The organism is Paraburkholderia sediminicola (genome assembly GCF_046030555.1).
Classification (GTDB): Bacteria; Pseudomonadota; Gammaproteobacteria; order Burkholderiales; family Burkholderiaceae; genus Paraburkholderia; species Paraburkholderia sediminicola_E.
This window is the reverse complement of sequence record NZ_JAQQCH010000018.1, coordinates 1-21,773: the sequence shown is the minus strand read 5'-3', so window position 1 is coordinate 21,773 and position 21,773 is coordinate 1. Positions and strand designations below refer to the sequence as shown.

General features: G+C 62.0%; 22 protein-coding genes. 8 read left to right on the top strand and 14 right to left on the bottom strand.

Going from position 1 to position 21,773, the window contains the following annotated elements:
* Positions 1–202 precede the first annotated feature (202 nt).
* From PQQ52_RS23725 to PQQ52_RS23705, 5 genes are all read left to right on the top strand, one after another.
* Entirely contained in the window at positions 203–565 is a 363-nt protein-coding gene (locus tag PQQ52_RS23725) for a hypothetical protein (protein ID WP_408216654.1), read from the top strand.
* A gap of 65 nt (positions 566–630) precedes the next feature.
* Positions 631–1,803 (top strand): UbiH/UbiF family hydroxylase, encoded by a 1,173-nt coding sequence (locus PQQ52_RS23720; protein ID WP_408216651.1) that lies wholly within the window; start codon positions 631–633, stop codon positions 1,801–1,803.
* Positions 1,804–1,926: 123 nt separating this feature from the next.
* On the top strand, positions 1,927–2,652 hold the full coding sequence (locus PQQ52_RS23715) for a DsbC family protein (protein ID WP_408216649.1): 726 nt from the start codon (positions 1,927–1,929) through the stop codon (positions 2,650–2,652).
* 94 nt (positions 2,653–2,746) lie between these two features.
* Positions 2,747–4,537: a M61 family metallopeptidase gene (locus PQQ52_RS23710; protein ID WP_408216646.1), complete on the top strand. Its 1,791-nt coding sequence runs from the start codon at positions 2,747–2,749 to the stop codon at positions 4,535–4,537.
* A 154-nt stretch (positions 4,538–4,691) separates the two neighbouring features.
* Complete coding sequence (locus tag PQQ52_RS23705; RefSeq protein ID WP_325045505.1) at positions 4,692–5,288, top strand: FMN-dependent NADH-azoreductase; 597 nt, start codon at positions 4,692–4,694, stop codon at positions 5,286–5,288.
* Between the two features lie 194 nt (positions 5,289–5,482).
* On the opposite strand, the gene PQQ52_RS23700 is transcribed toward PQQ52_RS23705, so the two are convergent.
* The 8 genes from PQQ52_RS23700 to rpe form a co-directional block, all read right to left on the bottom strand.
* Positions 5,483–6,322 carry a uracil-DNA glycosylase gene (locus tag PQQ52_RS23700; protein ID WP_408216643.1) on the bottom strand — a complete coding sequence of 280 codons (840 nt, stop codon included), beginning with the start codon at positions 6,320–6,322 and terminating at the stop codon, positions 5,483–5,485.
* Positions 6,323–6,560: 238 nt separating this feature from the next.
* Complete coding sequence (locus tag PQQ52_RS23695; protein WP_408216640.1) at positions 6,561–7,187, bottom strand: CYTH domain-containing protein; 627 nt, start codon at positions 7,185–7,187, stop codon at positions 6,561–6,563.
* Positions 7,188–7,226: 39 nt separating this feature from the next.
* Entirely contained in the window at positions 7,227–8,012 is a 786-nt protein-coding gene (gene trpC / locus PQQ52_RS23690) for an indole-3-glycerol phosphate synthase TrpC (protein ID WP_408216637.1), read from the bottom strand.
* Positions 8,013–8,030: 18 nt separating this feature from the next.
* Positions 8,031–9,062, bottom strand: a complete 1,032-nt coding sequence (trpD, locus tag PQQ52_RS23685) for an anthranilate phosphoribosyltransferase (RefSeq protein WP_408216634.1) — start codon at positions 9,060–9,062, stop codon at positions 8,031–8,033.
* A 17-nt stretch (positions 9,063–9,079) separates the two neighbouring features.
* Positions 9,080–9,667: an aminodeoxychorismate/anthranilate synthase component II gene (locus tag PQQ52_RS23680; RefSeq protein WP_408216631.1), complete on the bottom strand. Its 588-nt coding sequence runs from the start codon at positions 9,665–9,667 to the stop codon at positions 9,080–9,082.
* Between the two features lie 13 nt (positions 9,668–9,680).
* The gene (gene trpE / locus PQQ52_RS23675) at positions 9,681–11,174 is read right to left on the bottom strand and encodes an anthranilate synthase component I (protein WP_408216628.1); all 1,494 of its coding nucleotides are present in this window, start codon (positions 11,172–11,174) and stop codon (positions 9,681–9,683) included.
* 370 nt (positions 11,175–11,544) lie between these two features.
* Positions 11,545–12,261 (bottom strand): phosphoglycolate phosphatase, encoded by a 717-nt coding sequence (locus PQQ52_RS23670; RefSeq protein ID WP_408216626.1) that lies wholly within the window; start codon positions 12,259–12,261, stop codon positions 11,545–11,547.
* A 37-nt stretch (positions 12,262–12,298) separates the two neighbouring features.
* Entirely contained in the window at positions 12,299–12,982 is a 684-nt protein-coding gene (gene rpe / locus PQQ52_RS23665) for a ribulose-phosphate 3-epimerase (protein ID WP_408216623.1), read from the bottom strand.
* A gap of 276 nt (positions 12,983–13,258) precedes the next feature.
* Here rpe and apaG point away from each other — a divergent pair, with 276 nt between their 5' ends.
* Positions 13,259–13,633: a Co2+/Mg2+ efflux facilitator ApaG/CorD gene (gene apaG, locus PQQ52_RS23660; RefSeq protein WP_325043016.1), complete on the top strand. Its 375-nt coding sequence runs from the start codon at positions 13,259–13,261 to the stop codon at positions 13,631–13,633.
* Positions 13,634–13,678: 45 nt separating this feature from the next.
* Here apaG and PQQ52_RS23655 read toward each other — a convergent pair whose 3' ends face one another.
* Positions 13,679–13,840: a hypothetical protein gene (locus PQQ52_RS23655; protein WP_181448382.1), complete on the bottom strand. Its 162-nt coding sequence runs from the start codon at positions 13,838–13,840 to the stop codon at positions 13,679–13,681.
* Between the two features lie 28 nt (positions 13,841–13,868).
* Between PQQ52_RS23655 and mltA the strand changes: the two genes are divergently transcribed.
* Positions 13,869–14,993, top strand: coding sequence for a murein transglycosylase A (mltA, locus tag PQQ52_RS23650; protein ID WP_408216913.1), 1,125 nt, complete (start codon positions 13,869–13,871; stop codon positions 14,991–14,993).
* A gap of 73 nt (positions 14,994–15,066) precedes the next feature.
* On the opposite strand, the gene paaK is transcribed toward mltA, so the two are convergent.
* The 5 genes from paaK to paaN all read right to left on the bottom strand — a co-directional run bounded on the left by paaK (position 15,067) and on the right by paaN (position 20,853).
* Positions 15,067–16,371, bottom strand: a complete 1,305-nt coding sequence (gene paaK, locus PQQ52_RS23645) for a phenylacetate--CoA ligase PaaK (protein WP_408216620.1) — start codon at positions 16,369–16,371, stop codon at positions 15,067–15,069.
* 139 nt (positions 16,372–16,510) lie between these two features.
* Entirely contained in the window at positions 16,511–16,972 is a 462-nt protein-coding gene (paaI, locus tag PQQ52_RS23640; RefSeq protein ID WP_408216617.1) for a hydroxyphenylacetyl-CoA thioesterase PaaI, read from the bottom strand.
* A 1-nt stretch (position 16,973) separates the two neighbouring features.
* Positions 16,974–17,765: a 2-(1,2-epoxy-1,2-dihydrophenyl)acetyl-CoA isomerase PaaG gene (paaG, locus tag PQQ52_RS23635; protein WP_408216615.1), complete on the bottom strand. Its 792-nt coding sequence runs from the start codon at positions 17,763–17,765 to the stop codon at positions 16,974–16,976.
* A gap of 58 nt (positions 17,766–17,823) precedes the next feature.
* Positions 17,824–19,026, bottom strand: coding sequence for a 3-oxoadipyl-CoA thiolase (gene pcaF / locus PQQ52_RS23630; protein WP_408216612.1), 1,203 nt, complete (start codon positions 19,024–19,026; stop codon positions 17,824–17,826).
* Positions 19,027–19,152: 126 nt separating this feature from the next.
* Positions 19,153–20,853, bottom strand: a complete 1,701-nt coding sequence (gene paaN, locus PQQ52_RS23625) for a phenylacetic acid degradation protein PaaN (RefSeq protein ID WP_408216609.1) — start codon at positions 20,851–20,853, stop codon at positions 19,153–19,155.
* Positions 20,854–20,985: 132 nt separating this feature from the next.
* Here paaN and PQQ52_RS23620 point away from each other — a divergent pair, with 132 nt between their 5' ends.
* Complete coding sequence (locus tag PQQ52_RS23620) at positions 20,986–21,762, top strand: enoyl-CoA hydratase (protein ID WP_093643561.1); 777 nt, start codon at positions 20,986–20,988, stop codon at positions 21,760–21,762.
* The last annotated feature ends 11 nt before the right edge of the window (positions 21,763–21,773 follow it).

The following is a 21,773-nucleotide window of genomic DNA, read 5'->3' as shown; positions in this document are numbered from 1 at the left end:
CGCAGCGGAGCGGGACAAGACACCAGATCGGGGCGTTGCCTCGACGATTCTGGGCGAGTTTTGTCACGGAAAGCGCAATTGTAACCCGTTCGGATAGGGTTCCTGGGAAGGGGGCGGGAAACCGGGCTTACCCGGAAATATTCTGTCAGAACATTGTAGTATGCGGGTCCGGGGCCGCTAGAGCCCTTTTCGGGGAAGCACGATGACAATAAAAACATGGGCCAGATGGGCAGTGTGGGCGGCGCTGATTGGTGCCGGCGTGGTTGCCTGGCTATCGCCGAACTACGAGGACGCCCAGGCAACGACCGATCGCCAGACCGTGAACTGCATGGTGAAGCGGCTCACTCAGGACGATAAGCGCAGCATTGCGCAATTCGCCGATACCAATGATTTCGACTCGCTGTGGCGCGTGTACGACCGGGTTTTCCCAGACTGCACGGTACGAGGGGACCAGCGGGACCGTAAGAGCGAGCTGGTGATGAGCGCGTGGAACGTCCTTTCAACAGACCGTGAATTCATGCGTTTTCGCGAAGCCGATGCCGCGCACGCCGCGCTGGGGCACTAGGATTCAGGCCGAAATGCGACACGCCTCGATCCGTCCCCCGCAACCCCCGCAGCTATAATGCGCGGATGAACGCACACCATCAGACCTTTGATGCCGCCGTGATCGGCGGCGGGCTCGTCGGCAAGACCGCGGCGCTGGCACTGACGCAAGGCGGCCTGCGCGTGGCGCTGCTCGCGCAACCCTGCGCGGCGCTGCCGCCGGGTGCTGCCTTCGACTCGCGGGTCTACGCGCTGTCGTCGAGTTCGCAGGCTCTGCTGGAACGGTTGCGAGTCTGGCAGGCGCTTGATCTGTCAAAGCTTGGGCCCGTCTACGACATGCGCGTCTACGGGGACGCGCACGCCGAACTTCATTTTTCCGCGTTCCAGGCCGCCGTGCCGCAGCTGGCGTGGATTGTCGAGTCGTCGGTCATTGAGCGCGCGCTGGATGCCGCGCTGCGTTTTCAGCCGAATCTCACCTGGATCGACACACGCGCGCAGGCGCTCGACTTTACCGCCGACGGCGCCAGCGTCGGTCTAGCCAATGGCAATGTGCTCGAGGCCGATCTGGTGGTCGGTGCGGACGGTGCGCATTCGTGGGTGCGTGCGCAGATCGGCTCGAAGATGAACCGGCGCGACTATAAGCAAACCGGCGTGGTCGCGAATTTCAAGGCCGAAAAGCCGCACGGCGAAACCGCTTATCAATGGTTCAAGGACGGCGAAATCATCGCGCTGTTGCCCATGCCGGAGGGCCACGTGTCGCTGGTCTGGTCGGCATGCACCGAGCACGCTGAACAACTGCTCGCGCTCGATCCGGCGCAACTCGCGGCCGAAGTCGAACGTATTACAGGCGGTCAGTTCGGCGCTCTGGAATGCGTGACGCCCGCTCAAGGCTTCCCACTCGCGCTGCAAACCGTCGATAAGCTCGTAGCGCCGCACGTCGCGCTGGTCGGCGATGCCGCGCATCTGATCCACCCCTTGGCGGGCCAGGGTATGAACCTCGGTTTGCGCGATGTCGCGGCGCTCGCCGAAACGGTCGCCGGCAAGGAAGCGTTCCGCGATCTCGGCGACATGGTGCTGCTGCGCCGCTATGAACGCGCTCGCCGCGAAGACATCCGCGCGCTGATGATCGCCACCGACGGCCTGCAGAAGCTCTTCTCGGCCCCCGGTCCGTTTGCCAAGGTATTGCGCAACACCGGTATGGCGTTTGTCGGCGCGCAGCCGTTCATCAAACGTTGGCTAGTGTCCGCCGCGCTGGGGTAAAGCCTCCAGCCCGCATGCCCGATCGGCGAGACGGGTATCATGAACAGATGGACGCTATTCCGGTCAGACCAGAAACGTCCCCAAAAACGCGCATCGCGCGCGATTGAACTCCAGGAATTCAGCATGAAAAAATCCTTCCGCATCGCGGCCGTCGCGCTCGCGATCGCTGCCGTGACGATCGGCTGCTCCGCACAGGCCGACCAAACCACCGACAAGCTCAAGGCCACGCTGCAAACGCGTCTGGCCGACGTGACGATCAAGAGCGTGACGAAGTCGCCGATTGCTGGCCTCTACGAAGTGAATCTCGGCACGCAGATCATCTATAGCGACGCAAACGGCGACTACCTCATGCTCGGCGACATGGTCGACGCGAAGACCCGCAAGAATCTGACTGAAGCGCGTCTGTCGGAGACCAATCGCATCGACTTCGCGAGCCTGCCGTTCGCGAACGCGGTGAAGGTCGTGAAGGGCAACGGCGCGCGCAAGATCGCGGTGTTCTCCGATCCGAACTGCCCGTACTGCAAGCAGCTCGAAACGACGCTCAAGTCGATCGATAACGTCACGGTCTACACCTTCCTGTACCCGGTGCTGTCGCCTGATTCGACCGCCAAGTCGAAATCGATCTGGTGCTCGACCGACCGCGCGAAGGCGTGGGAATCGTGGATGCAGAACCATCAGGCGCCCACCGCCGCCGGTACCTGCGACACCGCCGCGATCGACAAGAACCTGGCGCTCGGCCGCGCGATGAGCGTCGACGGCACGCCGACCGTGTTCCTCGCCGATGGCCGCCGCCTGCCTGGCGCCGTGCCGGCAGACCGGCTGGACAAGGAAATGTCCGCCGTGCACTGAGCACGCAACGTCAGTCGAGGAAAGGAGGCGCGAAGTGCGCCTCCTTTCACATCAAGCCCCGAACATCCCGCCAGAAAACTTCTAATCGCCGCCGATGAAGCCGATCCGCTACACCATCGTTCCGAAGCAACCCGCCGCCCATCTGTTCGAAGTCACCGTCACCGTCGCCGATCCCGATCCGGCCGGCCAGCGTTTCATGCTGCCGGTGTGGATTCCGGGCAGCTATATGGTGCGCGAATTCGCTCGCAACATCGTTACGCTGCGTGCTGTCAACGACGCTGGGCGGAAGGTGCGCATCGAAAAGACCGACAAGCACACATGGCAGGCCGCGCCGGTCAAAGGCGCGTTGACGCTGCGCTACGAAGTGTATGCATGGGATCCGTCGGTGCGCGCCGCGCATCTTGACGATACGACGGGCTTTTTCAATGGCACCAGCGTGTTCCTGTCGCCGGTCGGTCACGAGGAAGCGCAGTGCGTGGTCGATATTCAGAAGCCGGAAGGCGCGGCATACCGCGACTGGCGCGTCGCGACTGCGTTGCCGGAAGCGCGTGGCACGAAGCGCTACAGCTTCGGCGAGTATCGCGCGCAGAACTACGACGAGCTGATCGATCATCCGGTCACGTTGGGAGAGTTCGCGCTAGCGACGTTCAAGGCGCACGGCGTACCGCACGATATTGTGATCGCGGGGCGCGTGATCGGGCTCGATATGGCGCGTCTGTCCGCCGATCTGAAGCGGATCTGCGAAGCGCAAATCGCGTTGTTCGAGCCGAAGTCGAAGAAAGCGCCCATGGATCGCTACGTGTTCATGACGCAAGCCGTCACCGATGGTTACGGCGGACTGGAGCATCGCGCTTCGACGGCGCTGATCTGCAATCGCGGCGATCTGCCGGTGGAAGGCCGGGACGCGTCCACCGAGGGCTACCGGACCTACCTCGGTCTGTGCAGCCACGAATACTTCCACACGTGGAATGTGAAGCGCATCAAGCCGGCCGTATTTGCGCCGTACGACCTGAGCGTCGAAAACACCACGTCGCTGCTGTGGCTGTTCGAAGGCTTCACGTCGTACTACGACGATCTGATCCTTGTGCGCAGCGGCCTGATCTCGCAAGACGATTATCTCGGCATGCTCGGCAAGGTAGTCGGTGGCGTGCAGCGCGGCAGTGGCCGTCTGAAGCAGACGGTGGCGGAAAGCTCGTTCGACGCCTGGACCAAATACTATCGGCAGGACGAAAACGCGCCGAACGCGATCGTCAGCTATTACACCAAGGGTTCGCTCGTCGCGCTCGCATTCGATCTGACGATTCGCGCGCAGACCAATAACCGCAAATCACTCGACGATGTGATGCGTCTATTGTGGCAGCGGTTCGGGCGCGACTTCTATCGCGGCAAGCCCGTCGGCGTCGAAGAAAGCGAGGTCGAGGCGATTTTTGCCGAAGCGACCGGCGTGCAACTGGGCGAACTGTTCGCCGAAGCTGTGCACGGCACAGGCGATCTGCCCCTCGACACGTTGCTCGCGCCGTTCGGCGTCACGCTCGCGCCGGATCTGGACAAGAACGGCAAGCCGTCGCTCGGCGCGCGCATGCGCGGCGGCGCGGATTGCACGTTGGCGGCGGTTCACGAAGGCAGCGCGGCGCAAAAAGCGGGGCTCTCGGCGGGCGACGTGCTGATCGCGCTCGATGGTCTGCGTGTGACGGGCTCGAATCTTGATTCCCTGCTGTCGCGCTGTCTGCCGGGCGCAAAGGTCGAAGTCCACGCCTTCCGCCGCGACGAGCTGCGTACCGCGCAAGTCAAGCTGGACGGGCCTGAGGTGTCTCGCTACAAGCTGACCGTGAGCGATAAACGGCCGGCGGCGCGCAAGGCGCGGGAGCGCTGGCTGACAAGCTGATCGTAATCCGGAACGGTGTTAATCGCGGTTTCAAAGCAGGGCATTGTTCTACCAGTGCAACAATCCTTCGCTGCCGCACGGCTTTTTCCCGGGTTGGTAAAAAATCACAATGGCTCCACTCGCGCAAAACTGCGCGCCCCTACTGGAGTCAACCATGACCACGATCCTGCAAATCAACTCGGCAGCCCGCTCGCAAGGCGCGAACTCGACCCTGCTCCTCAACGAGCTGACCGCAAAGCTGCAACAATCGAATCCGGGCGCGCAAGTCGTCGTCCGTAACCTGCAAGCTGAACCGCTGCCGCATCTGGACGACGCCGTCCTCGGCGCGTTCTTCACGCCGGCCGACCAGCGCACGCCGGAACAAGCCGCGATCTCTGCTCGCAGCGAAGCGCTGATCGCCGAACTGCAAGCCGCCGACATCGTCGTGATCGGTGCACCGATGTACAACTTCGGCATCTCGTCGCAACTGAAGACGTATTTCGACTTCATCGCACGCGCCGGCATCACGTTCCAGTACACGGCGAATGGTCCGGAAGGCCTCGTGAAGGGTAAGAAGGTGTTCGTGGTTTCGGCTCGTGGCGGCAAGTATCTGGGCACCCCGAACGACACCCAAACGCCGTATCTGAAGAGCTTCCTCGGCTTCCTCGGTATGACCGATGTGGACTTTATCTACGCCGAAGGTCTGAACATGGGCCCGGACGCTGCTACCGCCGCGCTGGCTGGCGCGCGTGAAGCGATCGCTGCCGCGTAAGGTGTGAGGTTTGTCCCGCGCCGGGCGATTGCGGCGCGGTGGAATAAAAAACGCCACGGGGTGTCATTCCGTGGCGTTTTTGTTTTTGCGGCGGCCATGATTTCTGGTTTCCGACACGGAGTCGTTGGCCCTTTGGTTCCTGGTTTCCGGTCTCCGGTCTCTGGCTGGTGTCGGTGCGTTTGGCGCGATTGGCCTTAGGCCAGCATCTGCGCTTCGTCGGGCAGACGCCAGTCGATCGGTGTGCGGCCGTGCTTCACGAGATATTCGTTGGCTGACGCAAAATGCCCGCAGCCGAGAAAGCCCCGATGCGCCGACAGCGGCGACGGATGCGGCGCTTCCAGCACGTAATGCGACTTGCCGCCAAGCAGCGCGCGTTTGGCTTGCGCATGTGCGCCCCACAGCATGAACACGAGGCCGTCATGGCGCATGGCCAGTTCGTGGATCAGCGTGTCGGTGCATTTTTCCCAGCCGCGTTTCGCATGACTCGCGGCCGAATCGCGCTCGACGGTCAGCACCGTGTTCAACAGCAGCACGCCCTGTTTGGCCCATGTGTCGAGGCAGCCATGGCGCGGCGGTTCGTGGCCGAGGCTCGCGGCAATTTCCTTGAAGATGTTGCGTAGCGACGGCGGCGTGCGCACGTTGGGCGCCACGGAAAACGCCAGCCCGTGTGCTTGCGGCGTGCCGCGATCTTCCCCGTGATACGGATCCTGCCCGAGGATCACGACTTTGACTTCGTCGGGACTGGTGAGACGCAGCGCCCGGAAGACGTCGGCGGGATAGACGGTCTTGCCGGCGGCGCGTTCACCGTCGACGAAACGGCACAGCGGTGCGTAGGCGTCGCTTTCGATGAACGGGTTAAGGTGTGTGCGCCACGCCGGGGGCAGGGCGGCGAATTGGGCTTCGAGCGTCGGCGGCGGTTGGTCGGCGGCGGGCGGCGTCTGCGGCTGCGCGCTTGTGTCGGCCGGCATGGCTGGGGCGTCGCCGAATAACGCGGCTTGCGACGAATTGGAGCGGGTGCGGGAAGCGGAGGTCATGGCGGGGAAGTGTCGCAGCAAATGCGAGCTGGCTCAAGGTGTGGGTGCTGCTCGGACTCTGCGTACTTTTGCTGGCGCGCGTGGGCGGCAGGCTAGCGGCGCTGTGCTGAGATTGTATTTCGGCACATGGCACCACCAACGGGACGAATGCGGCCAGGCGAACAAGACGAGGCAATCTCAGCGGAACGAACGCAGCGAGGCGAACACGCGTTCCACCTTGATCACACACGCCGTGAGCCTAACCCGCCCGCAACTGATAGCCGCGCTGCGCTTTGCTGATGTTGTCCGGTGCAAGACCGGCTACCTGTTTGCCGAGTTCGCTCGCGAGCGTGTTGAGCACCGCTTCGTCGCCGGACTTCAGCTCAAGCTCCACTTCGGAAATCGGCGCGCGGCGGATCTCGCCGTTCACCTCGGCGATAACGTCGCCCTGATCGATCGCGGCTTCGACTTCCGAGCCGTCCAGTTCGACATTCCACAGCATGCGTGTGAAATTCGTGCGGAACAGTTCGTTCAGTTCCGGCGCGGCCTGACGCAGGGCTTCAGCGGCGGCCGGTTCGTCACACTCACGCAGCAGTGCTTCGATCTCCAGCTTTTCGCCCGCCACCGGCATTTCCCACTCGTGGCGGCTATGTAACCCGTCCTTCGCATTCCCCGCCGTCTTGAACGTTTGCAGCCAGCCGTCCGGCGTGTGCCGCAGTCGCAGCGCGCTTTTCGACGTGGCCAGCGCCAGCTTGGGCGTGTCGAAGTAGATATTCGCCAGCTTGATCGGGCGACCCTCGTCGCCGGTGCGCGCGACGAACCACTGCGTCGCCGCTTTCACCTGGCTCGCCGGGAGTGCCAGTTTGATTTCGCGTTCCATGGCCATCGTTTGCTCCGCTGCGTGCGCTGAATGTTGAAACTGTGCTTAGAAAAACATCCGCGCAAGTTCCACACCCGGTTCTTTCGCGCGCATGAACGCTTCGCCGACGAGGAACGTATGCACGTCCATCGCCCGCAGACGTTCGACATCGACGCGCGACAGAATGCCCGACTCGGTGACCACGATGCGGTCGTCCGGAATCGATTCGAGCATGCCGATGGTCGTCTCGATCGACGTTTCGAACGTACGCAGATTGCGGTTGTTGATGCCGATCAGCGACGTCTTCAGCGTGAGCGCTTCCATCAGTTCGTTGCTGTCATGCACTTCGACCAGCACTGCAAGCCCCAGCGAATGCGCGAGCGCTTCCAGGTCCTGCATCTGCGAGGTTTCCAAAGCGGCGGCGATCAGCAGGATCGCGTCGGCGCCCATCGCGCGGGCTTCGACGATCTGGTACGGATCGACGATGAAGTCTTTGCGTAGCACCGGCAGATTGCAGGCGGCACGCGCTTCTTCGAGATACGCCACGCTGCCCTGGAAGAATTGCACGTCGGTGAGCACGGACAAGCAGGCCGCACCGTGTTCTTCATACGAGCGTGCAATGTCGGCTGGGACAAAGTTTTCGCGCAGCACGCCTTTCGACGGACTCGCTTTCTTCACTTCGGAAATGACGGCGGCCAGACCGGCCGCGTGTTTCGCGCGCAGTGCGCCGACGAAATCGCGGATGTCGCGCGACGATGCTTCGAGGCGCAGCTCTTCGAGCGGCGCGCTTTGGGCGGCCGCGCGGACTTCTTCGCGTTTGACCGCGATGATGCGGTCGAGAATGTCGCTCATGAGTATCTCGCTACGTAGTTACGGCTTGAATTGCTGGGTGAAGCGGATCAGCTCGTCGACCTTGGCACGTGCCTTGCCGCTCGCGATCGCTTCACGCGCCAACTGGATGCCGTCCGCAATCGACGCCGCCACGTTCGCCGAATAGAGGGCCGTGCCCGCATTTAGCGTGACGATTTCACGCGCGACGCCCGGTTTGTTGTCGAGCGCTTCGAGCAGCATCAGTTTGGATTCGGCGGCGTCGGCCACTTTCAGCGTGCGGTTAGACACCATCTGCATGCCGAAGTCTTCCGGATGGATTTCGTATTCGTGGATCTGGCCGTCGCGCAACTCGCCGACCTGCGTGGCTGCGCCGAGCGAGACTTCGTCCATGCCATCCATACCGTACACCACCAGGACGTGCTTGGCGCCGAGACGCTGCATCACGCGCACCTGAATGCCGACGAGGTCGCCATGGAACACGCCCATCAGCTGATTGGGCGCGCCAGCCGGATTGGTCAGCGGCCCGAGAATGTTGAAGAGGGTTCGTACGCCGAGTTCACGGCGCACCGGCGCGATGTTCTTCATCGCCGGATGATGGTTCGGCGCGAACATGAAGCCCATGCCGGTTTCCGCAATTGAAGCCGCCACCTGTTCCGGTTGCAGATCGATATTCACGCCGAGCGCTTCGAGCACGTCCGCGCTGCCCGACTTGCTCGACACGCCGCGGCCACCATGCTTCGCGACCTTGGCGCCCGCCGCAGCCGAAACGAACATGGTTGCCGTGGAAATGTTGAAGGTCTGCGAGCCGTCGCCGCCGGTGCCGACGATATCGACGAAGTTTGAGTTGTCCGGTACGTCGACGTGCCGGGCAAATTCACGCATCACCGTGGCGGCAGCGGTGATTTCGCCGATGGTCTCTTTTTTGACACGCAGGCCGGTGATGATCGCGGCCGACATCACGGGCGACAGTTCGCCGCGCATGATGAGGCGCATCAGATGCAGCATTTCGTCGTGGAAAATTTCGCGATGCTCGATCGTGCGTTGCAGCGCTTCCTGGGGCGTAATCGACATGATTTCGTCTCTCTTTATCAAGCGGTGCGGTGAGCTGACTTCGACTGCTTCACGAAGTTTTCGAGTAGCGCGTGGCCGTGTTCGGACAGGATCGATTCCGGATGGAACTGCACGCCTTCAACGGCCAGTTCCTTATGACGCACGCCCATGATCTCGCCGTCTTCGGTCCATGCGGACACTTCGAGGCAGTCGGGCAGCGATTCGCGTTCGATCGCGAGCGAGTGGTAGCGCGTCACGACGAAATGCTTCGGCAGGTCGGCGAATACGCCTTTGCAATCGGTTTCGATCGTGCTTACCTTGCCGTGCATGATGGTTTGGGCGCGCACGACGCGGCCACCGAACGCTTCCCCGATCGCCTGATGGCCGAGGCACACGCCCAGAATCGGCGTCTTGCCGGCGAACTCGCGCAGCACGTCGAGCGTAATGCCGGCGTGTTGCGGATTGCTCGGGCCGGGCGACAGACAAATGCGCTCCGGGTTGAGCTTCGCAATGTCGTCCAGCGTGATTTCGTCGTTCCGATAGGTGAGCACGTCTTCGCCGAGTTCGCCGAAGTACTGCACCAGGTTGTAGGTGAACGAGTCGTAGTTGTCGATCATAAGCAGCATGGTGTGTCTCCGGTCAGAAGTCGCTATCGAGGCCGTCTTGAACCTGCTCGGCAGCACGCAATACGGCGCGCGCCTTGTTCTCGGTCTCTTGCCATTCGGATTCCGGCACCGAATCCGCGACTACACCCGCTGCCGCTTGCACATACAGATTACCGTTTGCAATCACGCCGGTGCGGATCGTGATGGCCAGATCCATTTCGCCCGTGAACGACAGATAGCCGACCGCACCGCCGTACAGGCCGCGCTTCACCGGTTCCAGTTCGTCGATCAGTTCCATCGCGCGGACCTTCGGCGCGCCGGAGAGCGTGCCGGCCGGGAAGGTGGCGCGCAGCACGTCGAAATTGGTGGTGCCGGGTTTGAGTTTGCCTTCGACCGAACTCACGATGTGCTGCACGTGCGAATACTTTTCGATCACCATCTGGTCGGTGACGACCACCGAACCGATCTGCGAAATACGGCCCACGTCGTTACGCGCGAGGTCGATCAGCATCACATGTTCGGCGATTTCCTTCGGATCGTTCAGGAGTTCAGTGGCGAGCTCGGCGTCACGTTCCGGCGTGTTGCCGCGCGGACGGGTGCCGGCGAGCGGCCGGATTGTGACGATGCGATCCTCGCCGCGCTTTTCCTGACGCACCAGAATTTCCGGCGATGCGCCGACAACGTGGAAGTCGCCGAAGTTGTAGAAATACATATACGGCGACGGATTCAGCGAGCGCAGCGCGCGGTATAACGACAGCGGATTGTCGCGGTAAGGCTTGATCAGACGCTGGCCCACCTGCACCTGCATCAGCTCGCCGGCGGCGATGTATTCCTTCGCCTTGCGCACGGCCGCCAGGTAATCGTCTTTCGCGAACTCGCGGTAGGTCTCGGTGCGGACGCTGGCCGACGTGACCGGCGGCTGCACGGTCGTGCGCAAACGCTGACGCAATTCACGCAGACGCTGCTTGGCTTTCGTGTAGGCCTCGGGTTGCGTCGGATCCGCGTACACCACCAGGTAGAGCTTGCCCGCGAGGTTGTCGATCACCGCGACTTCTTCGGTGAGCAGCAACTGAATGTCCGGGAGGTTCAGATCGTCTTCCGGCGCGGTGTGCGCGAGCTTTTTCTCGATGTAGCGCACCGCGTCGTAGCCGAAGTAGCCAGCCAGCCCACCCGCGAAACGCGGCAGACCGGGGCGTTGCGCCACTTTGAAGCGGCCCTGGAATTGCTGGATGAACTCGAGCGGATCACCCTCATGCGTTTCAACGACTTTGCCGTCCTGCACCACTTCCGACACGCCGTTGCGGGTGCGCAGCAGTGTGCGCGCCGGTAGGCCGATGAACGAGTAACGGCCGAAGCGTTCGCCGCCGACCACCGATTCCAGCAGGAACGAGTTGGCGCCGTTGCGTTCGCTCTGCGCGAGCTTCAGATACAGCGAGAGCGGCGTTTCGAGGTCGGCGAGCGCTTCGGCGATCAGCGGAATGCGGTTGAAACCCTCGTTGGCGAGGGATTGGAATTCGAGTTCGGTCATGTTCCGATCCTGTACGTACGTCAGACGGCACTATGCGTCGGACAAAGCGGGGCGCGGCGCGCCCGGTCAGGCGTTCGTTCGACGTTTCGACACGATGATACCGACCGGCGCGAGTTTCCCATCGACGCATGCAAGGGGTTTCAGCGCACACATGTACTTTGCGGGTACACGAGGGCCGAATCAACCGATGCAGCGAAACAAGATGATGGAAAAAACGCGTGAGCGCAGCGAAGTAAAAAACGGTTGCCGAAGACGAGCTTCAGCGTACCTCAGGCGAGGTTAGCGCGACCAGCGACGCCAGGGCCAGGCTCCCCGGTCGATGCTAATCAGACTCCGTTTTTTATTCAGAAACATGAGGATGGGGGACTTTTCAGGTCGTGGAATGGTGCGCTGCGATAGCCTTGGCGGCATCGAGCAGCGAGGCAACTATACCATCGGATTTTATTTCTTGTATAGATCGGCCGTGGTTGTAGCCGTACGGCAGCGTCAGCGTTGCCATGCCCGCGGCGCGGCCTGCCAGCGCGTCGTTTTCCGAATCGCCGATGGCGACCGTGGCTTGCGGCAGGACGCCTAGCTGGTCGGCGGCGGTGAGCATGGGAAGCGGATCTGGCTTCTTTTTCGGCAAGCTGTCGCCGCCGAGCACGACGCTGAAATATTGGCTGAGCCCGTATTGCTCCAGCAAGTCGACCGCGAAACGGTGCGGTTTGTTGGTGACACAGGCGAGTTTGAGGCCGGCTTCGCGCATGGCGCTGAGACCGGCTTCGACCTCGGGGTACAGCCGTGTGTGCACGCCGTTGATCTTTGCGTACTCGTCCTGATAGATGGCGAGCGCTTCGTCGAAGCGGTCCTGTGCATGGTCCGTTTCGAAGCGCTGAGCCAGCACGCTGCGGATCAGATTCTCCGAGCCCTTGCCGATGTAACCGACCACTTCCTCGCGTGAGGTTTCCACCGCGTCGAGTTGCGCGAGCATGCCGTTCAGGCCGGCAGTGAAATCGTCGGCGGTATCGATCATCGTGCCGTCCAGGTCGATGATTGCGGCTTGCAGACGTGGGCCGGTGAAGGTCGGAGCAGGGTATGAATTCGTCATTTTCAGTGCGGGATCCCGGTGATCGAGCGGTACTCGATCAGTGCTCGATATTGGCGAGTGCGGCGCGCATCTTGTCGATCACTGCCTTGTGATCCGGCGCGCCGAAGATCGCCGAGCCTGCCACGAACGTGTCCGCGCCAGCCGCCGCGATTTCGGCGATGTTGTCGACCTTCACGCCACCGTCCACTTCGAGATGAATCTCGCGACCGGTTTTTTCCTTATATGCATCGATCCGCTTGCGCGCTTGGCGCAGCTTGACGAGCGCTTCGGGAATGAACGATTGACCGCCGAAGCCTGGATTCACCGACATGATCAGCACCAGATCGACCTTGTCCATCACGTAGTCGAGATGATTCAGCGATGTGGCCGGGTTAAACACGAGGCCGGCCTTGCAGCCGTGGTCGCGAATCAGCGACAGCGTGCGGTCGATATGGTCCGACCCTTCCGGATGGAAGCTGATCAGGTTCGCGCCGGCCTTGGCGAAGTCCGGCACGATGCGGTCGACCGGGCGCACCATCAGGTGCACGTCGATCGGCACGTCCACGTGCGGACGGATCGCTTCGCAGACCAGCGGACCGATCGTCAGGTTCGGCACGTAATGGTTGTCCATCACGTCGAAGTGAATCCAGTCGGCGCCGGCGGCGACAACGTTGCGGACTTCTTCGCCGAGGCGCGAGAAATCGGCGGACAGAATGCTCGGGGCGATGCGGAATTGCGTCATGGCGGGGGCGGATGCAAGCGGGAAAACGCCATTTTACCGTTTTGTGCGCTCCTGAACCGTCTCATGGGCGGTTTGAGGCCGGCGCTGGGCCGTGCTGTAAAGGTGACAAAACGCCTTAGCGGCCCTTGGGCAGAGGGATTTGTCCGGTTGCGGGCGTGCCGCGCATCAAGCAGAATGCCAAACCATAAGCGCTGCTTCGCCAATGCGCCCGCAAACCATTGGCGTTCGGGGCTTCCCGCGATTTTTTACACCCCGTTTCACCAGACCGGAATCAGGATGAGCCAGTACGAATTCAGCGTCTCGGCGCAGGTGCAGTACCTGCCCGAAGAGTCGGACCCGGAGCGCCGCCAGTATGCGTTTGCATACACGCTGACTATCCGTAACAGCGGCCAGGTGCCCGCGCAGTTGATTGCGCGTCACTGGGTGATCACCGACAGCGACAACAACGTGCAGGAAGTAAAAGGACTCGGCGTGGTCGGGCATCAGCCGCTGCTCAAACCGGGCGAGCATTTCGAATATACGAGTTGGGCCGTGATTGCCACGCCTGTCGGCACCATGCGCGGCGATTATTTCTGCGTGGCGGAGGACGGCGAGCGCTTTGACGCACCCGTGCCAGAGTTCATTCTGCGTATGCCGCGTACTTTGCATTGAACCGCGGACGCGGCTGGCGGTCTTTAAAAAGCTTTATGGCGCAGCTTACTGAGATTTTTGCTGCTTTTGCTGCTCATTGGTGGCGGCGCGCGCGGCTTTTTTCTTGCCGGACGATGTCCATACAACGATAAAGACGAGCAGGAAGAGCGCGAGAAGCGATTCCAGCGCGAAGATGAGCATCGGGTATTCGTCGAACAGATCAGACATGGCGGTTTCCATCAAGAACGAACATTGTATGCGTTTTGTCCGCACGGCCGGAGCATGGCTCGGGGCGCTTTCGGTTGCGGTGATGCTGGCTTCCTGCGGTGGCGGCAGTGCGGTCCGGCCTTCGGTTTCGCCGCCCACGGGTGCCGCGATCATACCCGGGCAGATCGCCGCGACGCGACTCACAGCGGTAGCGTGGCAGCAGGTGCCTGGCTGGCAGGACGATTCGCTGATCGGCGCAACGGCGGCGTTGCGGCAAAACTGCGTGAGGCTTGCGCGTCAACCGAATTGGGCTCGCGCATGCGCGGCGGCCTCGCAGATCGACGATCTGGACGTCACCAGTACGCGGGCGTTTTTTGAGGCTTATTTCACGCCGTTCCAGTTAGCTAATAACGACGGCACGCTCGATGGTCTCGTCACCGGCTACTACGAGCCGTTGCTGCGCGGTTCGCGCACGCGGCATGGCGTGTATCAGACGGCGCTGTACCGTTGGCCATCCGGTTATCGCGCGGGCGCTCAGTTGCCGACGCGTGCGCAACTTGAGCGTGCGGGCGTGCTCAACGGCAATGAACTCGTGTGGGTCGACGATCCTATCGAAGCCTTCTTCCTGCAGGTGCAGGGGTCCGGGCGCGTCGTGATGGAAGACGGCAGTGTGATGCGGGTTGGCTTTGGCGGCACGAACAACCAGCCATACAAGTCGATTGGGCGATGGTTGCTCGATCGAGGTGAACTGACGCCGGCACAGGCGACCATGCAAGGCATCAAAGCGTGGGCGCGTGCGAACCCCACGCGGGTCGACGCGCTGCTCGATATCAATCCGCGCTTCGTGTTCTTCCGCGAGACGCCTACAGGCGAGAGTGCGCCGAGCGGCGGGGCGGATGGTCCGATCGGTGCGCTGGGTGTGCCGTTGACGCCGGAGCGATCGATCGCGGTGGATCCGACTTCGATTCCGCTGGGTACGCCGGTGTTCCTGCAGACCACGCGTCCGTTGACGAACTCGCCGATGAATCGCCTCGTCTTCGCGCAGGACACGGGCTCCGCGATCAAGGGCGGTGTGCGAGCGGACTATTTCTGGGGGCTCGGCGACGATGCCGGCGATCTGGCCGGCAAGATGAAGCAGGGCGGCCGGATGTGGTTGTTGCTGCCGAATTCCTGAGGGTATAGATAACGGCGCTGATGCCGATCAGCGCCGTTATCAAGCATCAACCCTCGGCGTTTTGGCGCTTCGCTTAAAGCCCCGACTTCCGCTTGTCCACCACCCGCCGCGCCTTGCCTACCGAACGCTCGATGCCGTTCACACCCAGCACGTTCACGATCGCGCTCACGCCGATCAGCGCCTTGATGTCATAGGTCAACGCCTGCTTAGCCGTATTCAGTGCGGCAGTATCGGGTGCCGATTCCGGGCAGGGCTCGACGTTCAACGTCAGTACGTCGAGCGGGCCTTCCTTGGTTAGCACGATCTGATAGTGAGGTGCGAGGGTGTGCTGCTTGAGCAGCAATTCTTCGATCTGCGTCGGGAACACGTTGACGCCGCGCACAATCATCATGTCGTCCGAGCGGCCCGTGATCTTTTCCATCCGGCGCATGGTGCGTGCGCTGCCCGGCAAGAGGCGCGTCAGATCACGCGTCCGGTAACGGACGATCGGCAGCGCCTCCTTGGTCAGCGATGTGAAGACCAGTTCGCCGAGTTCGCCGTCCGGCAGCACTTCGCCGGTTTCAGGATCGATGATCTCGGGATAGAAATGGTCTTCCCAGATGGTCGGACCGTCTTTGGTTTCCACGCATTCCGAAGCGACGCCAGGACCCATCACTTCAGACAAACCGTAGATATCGACAGCGTCGATGCCCATGCGCTTTTCGATCGCCTGGCGCATGTCGTTGGTCCACGGTTCCGCGCCGAAGATGCCGAGGCGCAGCGAGCAATTCGCCGGGTCGACGCCTTGCCGTTCGAGTTCGTCGGCGATCGACAACATATAGCTTGGCGTCACCATAATGATGTCTGGCCGGAAGTCCTGAATGAGTTGTACCTGCTTTTCAGTCTGGCCGCCGCCGAACGGAATCACTGTCAACCCCGCGCGCTCGGCGCCGTAGTGCGCACCCAGGCCACCTGTGAACAGACCGTAGCCGTAGCTCACGTGAACCTTGTCGCCGCGCTTCGCACCCGCAGCACGGATAGAACGTGCGACGAGATTCGCCCACGTATCGATATCGCGCGCTGTGTAGCCGACGACCGTCGGCTTGCCCGTTGTCCCGGACGACGCGTGGATTCGCGAGATCTGTTCCTGCGGCACGGCGAACATGCCGAACGGGTAGCTGTCGCGCAGATCCTTCTTCGTGGTGAAGGGGAAGCGCGCCAGGTCCGAGAGGGTCTTCACTTCGCTCGGGTGGACGCCGGCCTCATCGAATTTGCGCCGATAGACCGGCGAATTTTCATAGGCGTGGTTCAGCGACCATTTGAGCCGTTCGAGTTGGAGCGCGGCAAGTTCGTCGCGGCTGGCTGTCTCGATGGGATCGAGCGGGAGGGCGGTGGTCATCGAATGTCTCCTTGCTGCCTCAATGCTTGGGTCTGGTATGTGGTGCGCTTGCGCGCAAAAACCGTGGACTTGCTGCTATCTATGTGGGTGCTGCCCATGTGTCGCGAACGCGCCGCGACTCTGCTGTTCAATCTGTTGTTCAATCGCCCGTAGGAATCAGGTTGCCCTTGATCTGCGCAGATTTGCCGCGAAACATCGCCACGGTCTCTTCTGCGCGATTCGTGACGCGAATATCGTAAATGCCAGTGCGGCCGCTCAGCGTTTGCTCGACCGCTTCGGCCGTCAGCACGTCGCCGCCTTGCACGGGGCGCAGGAACTCAATCGAGCAGCCTGCTGCGACGGTGTTGATGTTGTACGTGTTGCACGCGAAAGCGAACGTCGAATCAGCGAGCGTGAAAATCAGACCGCCGTGGCAAATCTGATGGCCGTTCAGGAAGTCGTCGCGTACAGCCATGCGCAGGCGCGCATAGCCTGGGCGCACTTCTACGATTTCGAGTCCGAGCGCCCGGCTGCACGCATCGTTTTCGTACATGGCGGCTGCAGTTGCGCGAGCGAGTTCGTCGGGTGTCATTTGAGCGGGGTGATTCGGTTGTGCGGTCATATCAGCGACCCTCGAAGCGCGGCGCGCGTTTTTCCACGAATGCTTGCACGCCTTCCGCGTAATCGTGTGAAGCGCCGAGTTCGCGTTGCAAATCGCGTTCGAGATCGAGTTGCTGATCTAGGGTTTGCGTCACGCCCGCGCGCATCGACTGCTTGATCGCCGCGATGGCGCGCGTGGGTTGCTGCGCCAGTTGTGCCGCGAGTTTGCTTGCCGTGGTGGCCAGCTCGGTGTCATCAACCGTTTGCCAGATCAGCCCCCAGCTTTCGGCTTTTTCCGCGCTCAATTTGTCGCCGGTGATGGCGAGACCCAAGGCGCGCGCCATGCCGACGCGTTGCGGCAGGAACCAGGTGCCGCCCGAATCCGGCACGAGACCGATCTTCACGAATGCCTGGATGAAGCTGGCCGAACGAGCGGCAAGCACGAGATCGCAAGCCAGCGCGAGATTGGCGCCGGCGCCGGCGGCCGTGCCGTTGACCGCGGCAATCACGGGCAATGGCAGCCCTTGCAGGCGGCGAATCAGCGGATTGAAATGCGCGTCGATCAGTTCGCCCAGATCGGTCATCGCGCCCGGCGTGAAGTCGAGGTCCGCGAGATCCTGTCCCGCGCAGAAGCCGCGGCCCGCGCCGGTCAGCACGAGCGCACGGGCGCCGGCGGCTTCGACCTGGTCGAGTGCGGTGCTTAATTCCTGGTGCATTGCGCGCGTAAAGCTATTGAGCTTGTCCGGGCGGTTCAGCGTAATGGTCGCTACACGACTCGATGAATCGATGTCGAGACGAATCGCTTCATATGACATTGGGTGTCTCCTCAAAGTCTCTTTAACCGGCTGGGCGGTGAGCGAAGCGGCGTTAGTGTCAGAGCCGCTCGATCACCAAAGCAATACCTTGACCCACACCGATGCACATCGTGCAAAGGGCAAAGCGGCCATTGATCCGCTCCAACTGGTACAGCGCGGTGGTGATCAAGCGCGCGCCCGATGCGCCGAGCGGGTGGCCGAGCGCAATCGCTCCGCCATTCGGATTGACGCGCGGATCGTCGTCGCGCAGCCCGAGTGTGCGCAAGACTGCCAGTCCCTGCGACGCGAAGGCTTCGTTCAACTCGATCACGTCGAATTGCTCGAGTGTCATGTTCAATTGCTTCAACAGCTTTTGCGTGGCCGGCGCCGGGCCGATACCCATGATGCGCGGCTCCACGCCCGCCGTTGCCATGCCCACCACACGTGCGCGGCGACGCAATCCGTATTGATCTGCAGCATCCTGATTCGCGAGCAGCAGTGCGCACGCGCCGTCGTTCACACCCGAAGCATTGCCCGCGGTCACGCTGCCGTCGGGGCGGACCACGCCCTTTAGCTTGCCCAGGCTTTCGAGCGACGTTTCGCGCGGATGCTCGTCGAGCGTCACGCGTACGGGGTCACCTTTCTTCTGTGCAATTTCAACGCCGACGATTTCCTGAGCCAAAGTGCCATCGCGCTGCGCGCGGGCCGCCTTTTGCTGGCTCGATAGCGCAAACGCGTCCTGATCCGCACGGCTTATGCCGAACTGGACGGCGACGTTTTCCGCGGTCTCCGGCATCGAATCGACGCCGTATTGGCATTTCATCAGCGGATTGATGAAGCGCCAGCCAATGGTCGTGTCGTAAATATCGGCCTGCCGCGAAAACGCACTGGTGGCCTTACCCATTACGAACGGCGCGCGCGTCATGCTTTCGACGCCGCCGGCGATCATCAGGCGCGCTTCACCAGCCTTGATGGCGCGAGCCGCCGTGCCGACCGCATCCATGCCCGAGCCGCACAGGCGGTTGATGGTTGCGCCGGGTGCTTCCGTGGACAAGCCTGCCAGCAACGCCGCCATGCGAGCTACGTTGCGGTTGTCGTCACCGGCCTGATTGGCGCAACCATAGATCACGTCGTCGAGGGCCTGCCAGTCCACATCGGAGTTACGCTCGATCAGCGCCTTGATCGGTACCGCGCCGAGGTCGTCGGCGCGGACATCCTTGAGGGCGCCGCCGTAGCGACCGATTGGGGTGCGAACTGCGTCGCAAATGAAGGCGTCGTTCATGTGGGTTCCTGCTGGGACGGATCGACGGGACGTGCCGATCCGATGTCTCATGTTAGTTGGGGCGCGCGACTCGGTCTATTCGGCCAAACGGCATAGGACGAAAGCCGCGCTTTTGTCTTATGCCATTCAGCCAGCTACCACCGGTGCCGCTTTCGGTTCAACATGAACGCGACTTTGAACGACACGGAAACGGTTCGCGACAAAGGCTGCATCGGCCAGTGCGGCATTTGCTGCCGGATTTGCGCCTGTGCCGTGGAAGTCGGAGAAGGCGGCAGACTGATTGACGAAAACGCCGCCCGTCAAATTGATCGAGAGTGCTACGCCACCGCGGATCGATGCTTCGTGCGCCGCTTCGAGCACGGCTTCATCTGTGCTGTAGACCGACAGCGTCAGCGCGCCGTGTTCGGCGGCGATTGCGCCGGCAAGGTCGAGCGACTGCGCTGTCGAGTCCGTCGCGATTACGAATGAGATCGGGCCGAACCATTCTTTAGTGAACTGCGCATGGTCAGCGGCAGCGTCCAGTTGGAGCACGAGCGGTGTGCGCACGCGGGCGCCGGCAAACGCCGGATGTTCGAGCGATTGGCTTTCCACGAGAACGCGACCAAGCTTCCTCGCTTCCTCGATGCGCTGGGTTACACCTTCGTTCTGGATTGCGCCGAGGAGTTCGACGGCCCGAGCCGGGTCGGCAACCAGTTTTTGCACGGCGCCGGCGATAGCTTGAGCGACTTCGTCGAAACCGAGCGTGCCGTCAGTGGTGCGGATTCCGGTGCGCGGTACGTAGATGTTTTGGGGCGCGGTGCACATCTGACCCGAGTACAGCGCGAGTGAGAAGGCGATATTGCGAGCGGCGGCTTTGATGTCGTCCACGGAGTCAATCACGATCTGATTGACTCCAGCTTTTTCGGTGTAGACCTGAGCTTGGTGTGCATTGCGCTCGAGCCAGGTGCCGTTTTGCGTGCTGCCCGTAAAGTCGATCAATTTGATTTCAGGGCGCAGAGCCAGGTCTTGAACCAGCGGGCCGTCGTTCGGTTCGGTGGCCAGCAACGTAACAACGTTCGGATCGAAACCGGCTTCGCGCAACACGTCGCGTGCGATGCGTACGGTTAACGCCAGTGGCAGAATCGCGCCGGGATGCGGCTTGACGATGACCGTGTTGCCTGTTGCCAGATCAGCGAAGAGGCCCGGATAGCCGTTCCACGTTGGGAAGGTGCAGCAGCCGAGCACGAGACCGGTGCCGCGCGGCGCGACGGTGTAGCGCTTGTGCATCGCGAGTGGCGGATTTTTGCCCTGCGGCTTTTCCCAGTGGGCATCGGCGGGAATACGGCGCAGTTGATCCCACGCGTACACGACCGCTTCGAGCGCACGGTCTTGCGCATGCGGGCCGCCGGCCTGGAAGGCCATCATGAATGCCTGGCCGGTCGTGTGCATCACGCTGTAGCCGATTTCGAAGCTGGCGCGATTCACGCGCGTGAGGATTTCCAGGCATACGCCGATCCACGCCTGCGGGCCGGCTACGCGCCAGTCGCGCTGTGCGGCGGCCGCCGAGGAGATCAGCACGGCAGGATCGGCTTTCGGGTAGCGCACGCCAAGCGGGAACCCGAACGGCGAGACTTCAGCGCCGACGGTTTCCTCGGTCGACGGCTGGTCCAATTCGAAGGTCTTGTTCAGGTGCGCTTTGAATGCGGCTTCGCCGTCTGCGCTAGCTGTTTCCCCGTACACTTTCGGACTGGGCATCTCGGTGAACGGACTCCAGTAGCCGCGCGTTTCGATCGCGGTGAGTGCCTTTTGCAGCGTGTCTTCATGCTTGGTGAATAGCGGATGTGTCATGGCAGAGGGGCTTGGCTGTACGTTGGGAAAAGCCTGTCGAATAATTAACCGACCGGTTGGTTGGTGAATGGTAGCATTATTAAGACGGCTGCGCGAAGCGTTTTCGCGCGCCATTAACCATTAGGAGGCGGCATGGCTTACGAGAACATTCTGGTTGAGACGCGAGGGCGGGTCGGTTTAGTCACGTTGAATCGCCCGAAGGCGCTGAACGCGCTGAACGATGCCTTGATGGACGAACTGGGTGCTGCACTGCGCGAGTTCGATGCCGACGACGCGATTGGTGCGATCGTGGTGACGGGCAGCGAGAAGGCGTTTGCCGCCGGTGCCGACATCGGCATGATGGCGACCTACACCTATATGGATGTCTATAAAGGCGACTACATCACCCGCAACTGGGAAACGGTGCGCTCCATTCGCAAGCCGATCATTGCCGCGGTGGCGGGCTTCGCGCTTGGCGGCGGTTGCGAGCTGGCAATGATGTGCGACATTATTCTTGCCGCCGACACTGCGAAGTTCGGCCAGCCGGAAATCAAGCTCGGCATCATGCCGGGTGCTGGCGGTACGCAGCGACTACCGCGCGCCGTCTCAAAGGCGAAGGCAATGGACCTCTGCCTGACCGCGCGGTTCATGGATGCCGCTGAGGCTGAGCGCGCCGGATTGGTCTCGCGGGTGATTCCCGCTGCTTCCCTTCTTGACGAGGCGGTGGCTGCGGCCGCGACCATCGCTGAATTCCCGCTGCCGGCGGTGATGATGATCAAGGAATCGGTTAACCGTGCGTACGAAACGACGCTCGCAGAAGGTGTGCATTTCGAACGCCGCCTCTTCCATTCGCTCTTCGCCACAGAGGATCAGAAGGAGGGGATGGCCGCCTTCGTCGAGAAGCGCAAACCGGTTTTCAAGCATCGTTAATACGCTTGTCA

Bases quoted from the DNA above. Each gene is read 5' to 3' on its own strand.
- trpD (WP_408216634.1), bottom strand. From the start codon at position 9,062: ATGTCGATTACGCCCCAGGAAGCGCTGCAACGCACGATCGAGCATCGC.
- PQQ52_RS23700 (WP_408216643.1), bottom strand. From the start codon at position 6,322: ATGACCTCCGCTTCCCGCACCCGCTCCAATTCGTCGCAAGCCGCGTTA.
- paaK (WP_408216620.1), bottom strand. From the start codon at position 16,371: ATGACCACCGCCCTCCCGCTCGATCCCATCGAGACAGCCAGCCGCGAC.
- PQQ52_RS23620 (WP_093643561.1), top strand. From the start codon at position 20,986: ATGGCTTACGAGAACATTCTGGTTGAGACGCGAGGGCGGGTCGGTTTA.
- PQQ52_RS23655 (WP_181448382.1), bottom strand. From the start codon at position 13,840: ATGTCTGATCTGTTCGACGAATACCCGATGCTCATCTTCGCGCTGGAA.
- trpE (WP_408216628.1), bottom strand. From the start codon at position 11,174: ATGACCGAACTCGAATTCCAATCCCTCGCCAACGAGGGTTTCAACCGC.
- paaG (WP_408216615.1), bottom strand. From the start codon at position 17,765: ATGTCATATGAAGCGATTCGTCTCGACATCGATTCATCGAGTCGTGTA.
- apaG (WP_325043016.1), top strand. From the start codon at position 13,259: ATGAGCCAGTACGAATTCAGCGTCTCGGCGCAGGTGCAGTACCTGCCC.
- PQQ52_RS23670 (WP_408216626.1), bottom strand. From the start codon at position 12,261: ATGACGAATTCATACCCTGCTCCGACCTTCACCGGCCCACGTCTGCAA.
- PQQ52_RS23705 (WP_325045505.1), top strand. From the start codon at position 4,692: ATGACCACGATCCTGCAAATCAACTCGGCAGCCCGCTCGCAAGGCGCG.
- PQQ52_RS23695 (WP_408216640.1), bottom strand. From the start codon at position 7,187: ATGGCCATGGAACGCGAAATCAAACTGGCACTCCCGGCGAGCCAGGTG.
- PQQ52_RS23710 (WP_408216646.1), top strand. From the start codon at position 2,747: ATGAAGCCGATCCGCTACACCATCGTTCCGAAGCAACCCGCCGCCCAT.
- paaI (WP_408216617.1), bottom strand. From the start codon at position 16,972: ATGACCGCACAACCGAATCACCCCGCTCAAATGACACCCGACGAACTC.
- trpC (WP_408216637.1), bottom strand. From the start codon at position 8,012: ATGAGCGACATTCTCGACCGCATCATCGCGGTCAAACGCGAAGAAGTC.
- pcaF (WP_408216612.1), bottom strand. From the start codon at position 19,026: ATGAACGACGCCTTCATTTGCGACGCAGTTCGCACCCCAATCGGTCGC.
- PQQ52_RS23725 (WP_408216654.1), top strand. From the start codon at position 203: ATGACAATAAAAACATGGGCCAGATGGGCAGTGTGGGCGGCGCTGATT.
- mltA (WP_408216913.1), top strand. From the start codon at position 13,869: ATGCGTTTTGTCCGCACGGCCGGAGCATGGCTCGGGGCGCTTTCGGTT.
- PQQ52_RS23680 (WP_408216631.1), bottom strand. From the start codon at position 9,667: ATGCTGCTTATGATCGACAACTACGACTCGTTCACCTACAACCTGGTG.
- PQQ52_RS23720 (WP_408216651.1), top strand. From the start codon at position 631: ATGAACGCACACCATCAGACCTTTGATGCCGCCGTGATCGGCGGCGGG.
- PQQ52_RS23715 (WP_408216649.1), top strand. From the start codon at position 1,927: ATGAAAAAATCCTTCCGCATCGCGGCCGTCGCGCTCGCGATCGCTGCC.
- rpe (WP_408216623.1), bottom strand. From the start codon at position 12,982: ATGACGCAATTCCGCATCGCCCCGAGCATTCTGTCCGCCGATTTCTCG.
- paaN (WP_408216609.1), bottom strand. From the start codon at position 20,853: ATGACACATCCGCTATTCACCAAGCATGAAGACACGCTGCAAAAGGCA.